At 77.6% G+C, this 10,762-nt stretch carries 2 protein-coding genes; both read right to left on the reverse strand.

The genetic code is table 11. The annotated features are described in order from the left end of the window. Position 1: 1 nt before the first annotated feature. Complete coding sequence (locus ACIQKA_RS25025; protein WP_402542443.1) at positions 2-5,881, reverse strand: SDR family NAD(P)-dependent oxidoreductase; 5,880 nt, start codon at positions 5,879-5,881, stop codon at positions 2-4. A 109-nt stretch (positions 5,882-5,990) separates the two neighbouring features. Then, positions 5,991-10,748: a type I polyketide synthase gene (locus ACIQKA_RS25030; protein ID WP_402542445.1), complete on the reverse strand. Its 4,758-nt coding sequence runs from the start codon at positions 10,746-10,748 to the stop codon at positions 5,991-5,993. Between the last annotated feature and the right edge of the window lie 14 nt (positions 10,749-10,762).

Raw genomic sequence — 10,762 nt, forward strand, 5'->3', positions numbered from 1 at the left:
GTCATCGGTCACCGCCGGGCAGCGCGCCGAGCCAGTCGTCGACGGTGCGGGCCGTGGTCGGGGCGTGCTCGGTCATCATCGTGAAGTGGTTGCCGGGTACGTCGGCGACGGCGCGGGCGCCGTCCCAGACGGACCGCCAGTCCGTCAGCGGGTCGGTCCACGGGGCCATGGGCTCGGCGGCCCGCAGGTGCAGGACGGGCGCGCGGGTGGGCCGGGGGGCCCAGTCCAGGAGCAGCCGGTGGAAGGCGCCCATGGCGGTGAGCCGGGTGTCGTCGAGCGGGACGACCGCGCGGTCCGTCGCCCACCGGAGCATGACGTCCCGCCAGACGCCCATGGCCCCGGGGGCACTGGGCGTGTAGACGTCGGCGAGGACCAGGGCGGCGGGCCCGGCGCCGCGCGCCTCCAGGTGGCGGGTGAGCGCGTGGGCGACGTTGGCCCCGGCGGAGTGCCCGACCAGGGCGTACGGCCGTCCGGCGGCGTACCGTTCGACGGCCTCGGCGTGGGCCGCGCACAGCGCTTCGAGGGTGCCGGGCAGCAGTTCGCCGGGCCGGAAGCCGGGCTGGGGCAGCGCGACGACGGTGCGGCGGCCGGCGAGGGCGGCGGCGAAGGCGGCGAACTCGGCGGGCCCGGAGACGGCCGCGGTGCCGGTGACCGCGAAGAGCAGCGGGCCCTCGTCCCCGGCGGGGCCGTCGGCCAGCCGGACGGGGACGACGGGCTGCCGCCCGGGGTCGGTGAAGGCCGGACGCAGGGCGGAGACGGCGCCGAGGGCGTCGACGGCCTCGGCGACCCGGCCGTCGGCGACCGCGGAGCGGTAGACCGCGACCAGCGTGGTGTCGCCGGGGCCGGAGCCCCCGGCCGGGGTGCCCGCCGCGCCGGCCGGGTCCCGGAGCAGGTCCAGGAGGTGGGCGGCGAGCGCGTCCGGGGTGTTGTGGTCGTAGAGGGCCTCGGGCGGCAGGTCGGTGGCGGTCGCGGCGGTGAGCCGGCGCCGGAGCTCCGCGACGGCCAGGGAGTCGAACCCGGCCAGGGTGAAGGGCTCGTCGGCGGCGACCTCGTCGGGGCTCTCGTACCCGAGCACGGCGGCGGCCTCGGCGCGGACCAGGGCCCGGACGGCGGCGGCGCGTTCGGCGGGGCCGAGGGCGGCGAGTTCGGCGCGCGGGTCGCGCGGCCGGACGCCCGCCGGGGCGCCGCCGTCGGCGGCCGGGGCGTGGTCGGGCCCCGGGGCCGGGGCGGCGAGGGCGGAGACGAGCGGGCTGGGGCGGCGGGAGGTGAACCCGAGGGCGAACCGCTCCCAGTCGGTGTCGGTGACGGTGACCTGGGCCTCGCCCGCGGCGACGGCGCGGAACAGCTCGGTGAGGGCGGCCCGCGGGTCCATGGGGCGCACGCCCCTGCGGAGCAGGTACGCGGCGCCCTCGCCGTCGCCCATGCCGCCGCCGCCCCACAGGCCCCAGGCCACCGAGGTGGCGGGCAGGCCGTCGGCGCGGCGCCGCTCGGCGAGCGCGTCGAGCGCGGCGTTCGCTGCGGCGTAGGCGCACTGGCCGGCGCTGCCCCAGACGCCCGCGCCGGAGGAGTACAGGACGAAGGCGTCGAGGTCGAGGCCACGGGTGAGCGCGTCGAGGTGCAGGGCGCCGGCGACCTTCCCGGCGTACACCTCGGCGACGCGTTCGGGGCCGGTTCTGGTGAGCGGGCCGACCTGGGGCACGCCCGCGGCGTGGAAGACGGCGGTGAGCGGGGCGTCGGAGGGGATCCGGCCGAGGAGGTCGGCGAGCGCGTCCCGGTCGGCGACGTCGCAGGCGGCGAAGGTGGCCTTGGCGCCGAGGGCGAGGAGGTCGGCTTCGAGCTCGGCCGCGCCGGGGGCGCCGGATCCGCGCCGGGTGACGAGCAGCAGGTGCTCGGCGCCCTCGCGGGCGAGCCGGCGGGCCAGGTGGCCGCCGAGGGCGCCGGTGCCGCCGGTGATCAGGACGGTGCCGCGGGGGCGGTACGGGGCGGGGACGCGCGGCGCGGGGGCGGCGACGAGCCGGCGGCCGAGGGTGCGGGGGCCGCGGACGGCCACCTGCTCCTCGGGGCCGCCGAGGACCCCGACGAGCAGCCGCCAGGCGTCGTCCTCGTCGGCCGGGCCGGTGCCGGTTTCGGCTCCGGTCTCGTTTCCGGTTCCGTTCCCGGTTCCGTTTCCGTTTCCGGGCAGGTCGACCAGTCCGCCCCACAGCGCGGGCAGTTCGAGCGCGGCGACGCGTCCGAGGCCCCAGAGCTGGGCGCCCGCCGACTCCGGCCGCTCGCCGGGGGCCGTGGTCACGGCTCCCCGGGTCGCGCACCAGAGGCGGGCGGCCATGGACGTCTCCTCCATCGCCTGGGCGAGGGCCAGGGTGGCCAGGACGACGGCCGGGACGAGGCCGGTGCCGGGCCGCTCCCGGTCCTCCGCGCCCAGCAGGGAGAGAACTCCTTCAACGGGTGCGCCGGGGGCGCCGGGTGCGACGGGGGCACCGGGTGCGACGGGGGCACCGGGTGCGCCGGGTGCGACCGTGTCGTCCCGGACGCCGTCGAGCAGCGCGGCGAGCGCGGCCCGGTCGGTCCGTTCCGGGTCGACCGGGAGGCGTCGGACCCGGGCACCCCGGGCGCGCAGGGCCCGTTCGGCGCGGTCGGCGGTGACGGGGTCGGCCCCGGCGGGCTCGACGAGGAGCCAGGTGCCGGTCAGCGGGGCGCCGTCGGGGGCGGGCAGCGGGGTCCAGGCGACGTGGTGGCGGCGGGGTCCGCCGGCCGGGCCGCCGCGCCCGCCGCGCGGGGTGGGGGCGATCCAGTACCGGCGGTGCTGCCAGGCGTACACGGGCAGCGGGAACGGGCGGGCGGGGGCGGCGGGGAAGAGCCGCCCCCGGTCGAGGGGGGTGCCCCGGCTCGCGGCGGTGGCCACCGCCCGCAGCAGGGTGGCGGCCTCGGGGCGGCCCCGGCGCAGTACGGGGACCAGGGCGGCCGGTTCCGTGTCCGCGCCGTCCGCGGACAGCACCTCCTGGGCCATGCCGCAGAGGACGCCGTCGGGGCCGAGTTCGACGAAGGTGGCCGCGCCCAGGTCGCGGGCGGCGCGCACGCCGTCGGCGAAGCGGACCGTTTCGCGGACGTGCCGGGCCCAGTAGGCGCCGGTGCGCAGGTCGTCGCCGGTGGCCCGGCGGCCGGTGACGTCGGAGACGACGGGGATGCGGGGCGCCCGGTACGCGAGCCCGTCGGCCACGGCCCGGAACTCCTCCAGCACGGGGTCCATGAGCGGGGAGTGGAAGGCGTGGCTGACGGTCAGGCGTTTGGTCTTGCGGCCCCGTTCGGCGAGCAGCTCGGCCGCCCGGCCGACGGCCTCCTCCGTCCCGGAGAGGACCACGGACCGGGGGCCGTTGACGGCGGCGACGGCGAGGACGTCCTCGCGGCCGGCCAGGACCTCGCGGACCTCGTCCTCGCAGGCCCGTACGGACAGCATCGCGCCGCCGGCCGGGAGTGCCTGCATCAGCCGGCCCCGGGCGGCGACGAGCGCGCAGGCGTCGTCGAGGTCGAGGACGCCGGCCGCGTGGGCGGCGGCGATCCCGCCCACGGAGTGGCCGAGGAGGACGTCGGGGCGCACGCCCCAGTGTTCGAGGAGCCGGAAGAGGGCGGTCTCGACGGCGAAGAGGGCGGCCTGGGCGTACTGGGTGCGGTGCAGCAGGGCCTCGTCCGGGCTGCCGGGGGCGGCGTCGAGGACGGCGGCGAGCGGGCGGTCGAGGTGCGGGTCGAGGCGTTCGGCGGCGGCGTCCAGGGCGCGGGCGAACACCGGGTGGGCGGCGTACAGTTCGCGGGCCATGCCGGGGCGCTGGCTGCCCTGCCCGGTGAAGAGGAAGGCGGTCCTGGCCTCGCGGCGGCGCACTCCGGTGACGACGGCGGGCGAGGGGGCGCCGTCGGCGAGGGTGCCGAGGGCGCGGGTGAGGTCCTCGTACGAGGCGCCGAGGACGACGGCCCGGTGTTCGAAGGCGGTGCGGGTGGTGGCCAGGGCGTGGCCGACGGCCTCGGCCGTGGCACCGGCGCCGGCCGGTCCGGCGAGGTGGTCGCGCAGCCGCCCGGCCTGGGCGCGGAGGGCTTCGGCGGAGCGTCCGGAGAGGAACCAGGCGGTCGGGGGCTCCGGGACCGGACGGTCCTCGGTGACGGCGAACGCCGTGGCCTGACCGTCCTCGACGGGAGCGTCGGCGACCGCGCCGGAGACGGCACCGGCGACGGTACGGGGGGACGTGGCGGCGACCGCGCCGGGGGCCGTCGCAGTGGTCGCGCCGGAGGCCGAGCCGGGAGCCGTGACGGAGGTCGAGACGGGAGCCGCACCGGGAGCCGCGGCAGGGGCCGTGACGGGGGCCGAACCGGGAGCCGTGGCAGGGGCCGTGACGGAGGTCGAGACGGGAGCCGTGGCAGGGGCCGTGACGGAGGTCGAGACGGGAGCCGTGGCAGGGGCCGAACCGGGAGCCGTGGCAAGGGCCGAGACGGAGGCTTCGGTCTCCTCCCCCGCCTCCTCCACGATCACGTGCGCGTTCGTACCGCCCACGCCGAAGGCGGAGATCCCGGCGCGGCGCGGGCGCGGGCCCGCCGGCCAGGGGACGGGCTCGGTCAGCAGGCGCACCCGGCCCGAGGACCAGTCGGCGTGCGGGGTGGGGGTGTCGGCGTGCAGGGTCCTGGGCAGCAGGCCGTGGCGCAGGGCCTGGACGGTCTTGATGACGCCGCCGACCCCGGCGGCGGCCTGCGCGTGGCCGATGTTCGACTTGAGGGAGCCGAGCCACAGGGGCCGGTCCTCCTCGCGGCCCCGGCCGTAGACGTCGAGCAGGGCCTGCGCCTCGATGGGGTCGCCGAGGCGGGTGCCGGTGCCGTGCGCCTCGACGGCGTCGACGGCCTGCGGTTCGAGCTCCGCGTCGGCGAGGGCCGCGCGGATGACCCGCTGCTGGGAGGGGCCGTTGGGGGCGGTGAGGCCGTTGCTGGCGCCGTCCTGGTTGACGGCGGAGCCCCGGATGACGGCGAGGACGGTACGGCCCGCCCGGCGCGCGTCGGAGAGCCTCTCCAGGACCAGCACGCCCGCGCCCTCGGCCCAGCCGGTGCCGTCCGCGTCGGCGGAGAAGGCCTTGCAGCGGCCGTCCGCCGCGAGGCCCTTCTGCCGGGAGAACTCGACGAACGCGGCGGCGTCGGGCATGACGGCCGCGCCGCCCGCGAGCGCCAGGCCGCACTCGCCGCGCCGCAGCGCGGCGACGGCCAGGTGCAGGGCGACCAGCGAGGAGGAGCAGGCCGTCTCCACCGTCATGGCCGGGCCCTCCAGACCGAGGGCGTAGCTGATCCGGCCGGAGAGCACCGCGTCGGCGCTGCCGGTCAGGAGGTAGCCCTCGGAGCCGGCCGGGACCCGGTCCAGGTCGGTGGCGTACTCGGCGTGGGCGGCGCCGATGTAGACGCCGGTGCCGCTCCCGCGCAGGGTGCGCGGGTCGAGGCCGGTGCGCTCCAGGGCCTCCCAGGAGACCTCCAGGAGCAGCCGCTGCTGGGGGTCCATGACGACGGCCTCGCGCGGCGAGATCCCGAAGAAGGCGGCGTCGAAGTCGCCCGCGCCGTCGAGGAACCCGCCCTGGTCGCAGTACGTGGTGCCCTGCGAGTCGGGGTCCGGGTCGTAGAGCCCGTCGAGGTCCCAGCCCCGGTCCTCCGGGAAGGGCGCGACGGCGTCCGTCCCGGAGGCGACCAGCTCCCACAGGGCCTCGGGCGAGTCGACCCCGCCCGGGTACCGGCAGGCCATGCCGACGACGGCGACGGGCTCGTGGGCGGCCGAGACCAGCTCCCGGTTGCGCCGGCGCAGCCGCTCGGCCTCCTTCAGCGAGGTCCGTAGCGCCTCCATGAGCTTTTCGGAGGACATGGCCATCGATGGGGTCCCTCTCTGGACGGTCGGACGGAGCGGCGGGCGGTCGGGCCGGGGCGGCGGGCCGGTCGGATCCGGGCGGCGGCCACGCGGCCGCCGCCCGGATCGCGGGTCAGGCCGCGTCGCGCAGCGCCAGCTCGATCAGCGCGTCCCCGTCGAGTTCGTCGAGCTCGTCGAGGGCGGCGATCTCGTCGAGGTCGCCGATCGCGCCGGCGGCGTCGAGCCGGTCGGTCCCATCGAACCCGCCCGCGCCTGAGAACCGCTCGGGCGCCGCCGTGCCGGGCTCGGCGGAGGCCAGGGCCAGCAGGGTGTCCAGCAGTCCCGCCTCGCGCAGCACGTCCAGCGGGAGGGTGGCGAGGGCGGTCCTGATCCGCCGCTCCTCGGGGGTGCCGGTGTCCGCCCCGGCGGCCGGCAGGAGGAGTTCGGCCAGGTGGGCGGCCATGGCGGCGGCCGTGGGGTGGTCGAAGACCAGGGTGGGGGGCAGCTTGCGGCCGCAGGCGCGGCTGAGCCGGCCCGCCAGTTCGCCCGCCGTGAGGGAGCTGAACCCGAGGTCCTTGAAGGCCTCCTCGGGGTCGACGTCCTCCGGCCCGGCGTGGCCGAGCACGGCCGCGACGCCGCCGCGCACCTCGTCGAGCACGATCCCGTACCGCTCGGCGGGGTCGGCGGCGGCGAGCCGGGCGGGCAGCCCGTCCGCGTCCGCCCCGTCGGCCTCCCCGCCGGGCGCCCCGGCGGTCCCGTCGCCGCCGGACCCGCTCACGCCGGGCAGTTCGCCGATCAGCGGGCTGGGCCGGAAGGTCGTGAACCCCTTGGCGAAGAGCGGCCAGTCCATGTCGGCGAGCGCGACGCAGCCGTCCTCGCGGTCCAGGGCCCGCGCCAGGGCCGCCACGGCCCGTACGGGGTCCATGGCGCGCAGGCCCCGGCTGCTGAGGAACTCCTCGCCCGCGCCCTCGCCCATGCCGCCGCCGCCCCACAGGCCCCAGGCCACCGAGGTGGCGGGCAGGCCGTCGGCGCGGCGCCGCTCGGCGAGCGCGTCGAGCGCGGCGTTCGCGGCGCCGTAGGCGCTCTGGCCGCCGCTGCCCCAGACGCCCGCGCCGGAGGAGTACAGGACGAACGCGTCGAGGTCGAGGCCGCGCGTCAGCTCGTGCAGGTGCAGGGCGCCGGCGACCTTGCCCGCGTACACCTCGGCGAGGGAGCCGGCGCCGGTGTCGAGGAGGGCGGCCGAGTGCGGGACCCCGGCGGTGTGGAAGACGGCGGTGGGCGGGTGGGCCTCCAGGAGGGCGGCCAGGGCGTCGCGGTCGGAGACGTCGCAGGCGGCGACGGTCACCTCGGCGCCCAGGGCGCGCAGCTCCCCGGCCAGTTCGGCGGCGCCCGGCGCGTCCGGGCCCCGGCGGCCGGTGAGCACCAGGTGCCCGGCGCCCGCCCCGGCGAGCCAGCGGGCGACGTGGGCGCCGAGGGCGCCGGTGCCGCCGGTCACCAGGACGGTGCCGCGGGGGGCGTAGGCGCGGCGGGCGGGGGTGCCGCCGGCCGGGGCGAGGCGGCGGCCGTAGGAGCCGGAGGCGCGGACGGCGACCTGGTCCTCGTCGGCGGTGCCCGCGAGGACGGCGGCCAGCCGCTGCCAGGCGCGCTCGTCGGGGTCCTCGGGCAGGTCGACCAGACCGCCCCAGAGGGTGGGGTGTTCCAGGGCGATGCCGCGGCCGAGCCCCCAGACCTGGGCGCCCTCGGAACCGGGCCGCTCGGCGGGCGAGACGGCGACGGCGCCGCGGGTCGCGGCCCACAGCCGCGCGGTGAGCCCGGCGTCGGCCGCCGCCTGCGCGAGGAGGGTGGTCCCGAGCACGGCGAGGGCCAGCTCGGGGTGGTCGGGGTGCGGGCGCCCGTCGGTCCCGAGCAGCGAGAGGACGCCCGCGAAGGGTCCGCCGCTCCCCTCGCCGGTCTCGTACGCGGTGAGCCTCGTGGTCAGGTCCTCGCGGGTGGCGGTGCGCGCGTCGAGGGTCAGGCGTTCGGTGCGGGCGCCGTGCCGGACGAGCGCGGCCTCGGCCGCGTCGGCGAAGGCGTCCTCGCCCTCCGGGAGGACGAGCAGCCACCGCCCGTCGAGCACGGGAGCACCGGTCGCCCCCAGGGGCTTCCAGGTGGTGCGGTAGCGCCAGGAGTCCGTACCGGTGGGATCGGCGGCGGGGGCGGACCGGACGGAGGGTTCGAGCCAGTAGTCCTTGTGCTGGAAGGCGTACGTGGGCAGGTCGACGGTCCGGGCGCCGGTGCCCTCGAAGAGGACGGCCCAGTCGATGTCGACGCCGCGGACGAACAGTTCGGCGGCGGAGGTCAGGAACCGTTCGAGACCGCCCTTGTCGCGGCGGAGCGAACCGCCGGTGAGCACGTCGAGCCCGGCGGCGTCGGCGGCGGCCTGGATGCCCAGGGTCAGGACGGGGTGGGCGCTGGACTCGACGAAGGTGCCGAAGCCCCGGTCGAGCAGCAGCCGGACGGTGTCCTCGAAGCGGACGGTCTGGCGGAGGTTGCGGTACCAGTAGGAGGCGTCGAGCGTGGTGGTGTCGGCCAGTTCGCCGGTCACGGTGGAGTAGAAGGGGATCTCGGAGCGACGCGGCTGGATCGGGGCGAGTACGTCGAGGAGTTCGGCCTCGATCCGCTCGACGTGGGCGGAGTGGGAGGCGTAGTCGACCGGGACCTGACGGGCCCGGACGTCCTCGGCCTGGCAGATCGCGACGAACTCCGTGATCGCGTCGGCGTCACCGGCCACCACCGTGCTGGAGGGCCCGTTGACGGCCGCCACGCTCAGACGACCGGCCCATTCGCCGGAAGCGAGGCGTTCCTCGACCTGGACGCGCGGCAGCGGGATCGACGCCATGCCGCCCAGGCCCGCCAGCTCACGGCCGATGACCCCGGCGCGCAGGGCCACGACACGGGCCGCGTCCTGCAAGGACAGGGCTCCCGAGACGGCGGCGGCGGCGATCTCGCCCTGCGAGTGACCCACCACAGCATCCGGTACGACCCCGAGCGAACGCCACAGCTCGGCGAGCGAGACCATGACGGCCCACGTCACCGGCTGGACCACATCGACACGGTCCAGGGAAGCCCCGGTCCGTACGACCTCGACCGCGTCGAAGTCCACGAACGGCGCCAAAGCGTCGGCGCACTCGCGCAGACGAGCCGCGAACACCGGCGAGGCCTCCAGCAGACCCGCACCCATCCCCACCCACTGCGTCCCCTGCCCCGGAAACACCAGCACCCGACGACCCGTCGGGCCCGCGGTGTCCTCGACGACCGTGGTGCCGAGGGTGACCCGCCGGTGCTCGAACACCGAGCGCGAGGTCACGAGGGAGTGGGCGACGTCCAGCGGGCGCGGCGCGTCCGCCGCCTCCAGGCGGGCCCGGAGCCGTTCGGTCTGGGCCTTGAGGGCGGTCTTCGAGCGGGCGGAGACGACCTGCGGGATCACGGGGAGTTCGCGGGTCGCGGGCTCCTCTGCCGTCTCCGGTGCGGGGGCCTGCTCCAGGATGACGTGGGCGTTGGTGCCGCTGACGCCGAAGGAGGAGACGCCCGCGCGGCGCGGGCGCCCGGTCTCCGGCCACGGGCGCGACTCGGTGAGGAGGGAGACCGCGCCGCCGTCCCAGAGGATCTGGGAGGACGGGGCGTCGACGTGCAGGGTCTGCGGCAGCAGGCCCTCCTGGAGGGCCATCACCATCTTGATGACGCCGCCGACTCCGGCGGCGGCCTGGGTGTGGCCGATGTTCGACTTCAGCGAGCCGAGCCACAGGGGCCGTTCGGGGGTGTGCGCGCTGCCGTAGGTGTCGATCAGGGCGTGCACCTCGATGGGGTCGCCGAGCCGGGTGCCGGTGCCGTGGGCCTCGACGGCGTCCACGTCGGCGGCGGTGACCTGGGCGTCGGCGAGGGCCTGGCGGATGACGCGCTGCTGGGCGGCGCCGCTGGGGGCGGTGAGGCCGTTGCTGGCGCCGTCCTGGTTGACGGCCGAGCCGCGCAGGACCGCGAGGACGCGGTGTCCCTTGCGCACGGCGTCGGAGAGGCGTTCCACCAGGAGGATGCCGGCGCCCTCGCCGGGGCCGAACCCGTCGGCGGCCTCGGCGAAGGCCTTGCAGCGGCCGTCGGCCGCGACTCCGCGCTGGCGGGAGAACTGCACGAAGACGGCGGGCGTCGACATGACGGTGACGCCGCCGGCGAGGGCGAGGTCGCACTCGCCCCGGCGCAGCGACTGGGCCGCCTGGTGGAGGGCGACCAGGGAGGAGGAGCAGGCGGTGTCCACGGAGACGGACGGGCCTTCGAGGCCGAGCGTGTAGGAGATGCGGCCGGAGGTGAAGCTGACGACCCCGCCGGTGAGCAGGTCGCCCTCCAACTGCGCGGAGGGCTCGTGGACCCCGGCGGTGTAGCCGCCGTCCCAGGCGCCGACGAACACGCCGGTGCGGGACCCCTTCAGGGAGCGGGGGTCGACCCCGGCGCGCTCCAGGGCCTCCCAGGAGGTCTCCAGGAGCAGGCGCTGCTGGGGGTCCATCGCGACCGCCTCGCGCGGCGAGATCCCGAAGAACGCCGGGTCGAAGGCCCCGGCGGAGCCGAGGAAGCCGCCTTCGCGGCAGTACGAGCGGCCGGCCGCGTCCGGGTCGGGGTCGTAGAGCCCCTCGGTGTCCCAGCCGCGGTCGCCCGGGAAGGGCGAGACCGCGTCGGTGCCGCCGGACACCAGCTCCCACAGGGCCTCGGGGGATCCGGCGCCGCCGGGGAAGCGGCAGGCCATGCCGACGATCGCGATCGGCTCGTGGGCGCGTGCCTCCAGTTCCTTGAGGCGCTCGCTGGTGCGGTGCAGTTCGGTGGTGGCCCGCTTCAGGTACTCGCGGAGCTTCTCTTCGTTCGCCATGTCTCGTCACCCGT

The sequence above is a fragment of the Streptomyces sp. NPDC092045 genome, from assembly GCF_044756005.1.
In the GTDB taxonomy this organism is placed as follows: Bacteria; Actinomycetota; Actinomycetes; order Streptomycetales; family Streptomycetaceae; genus Streptomyces.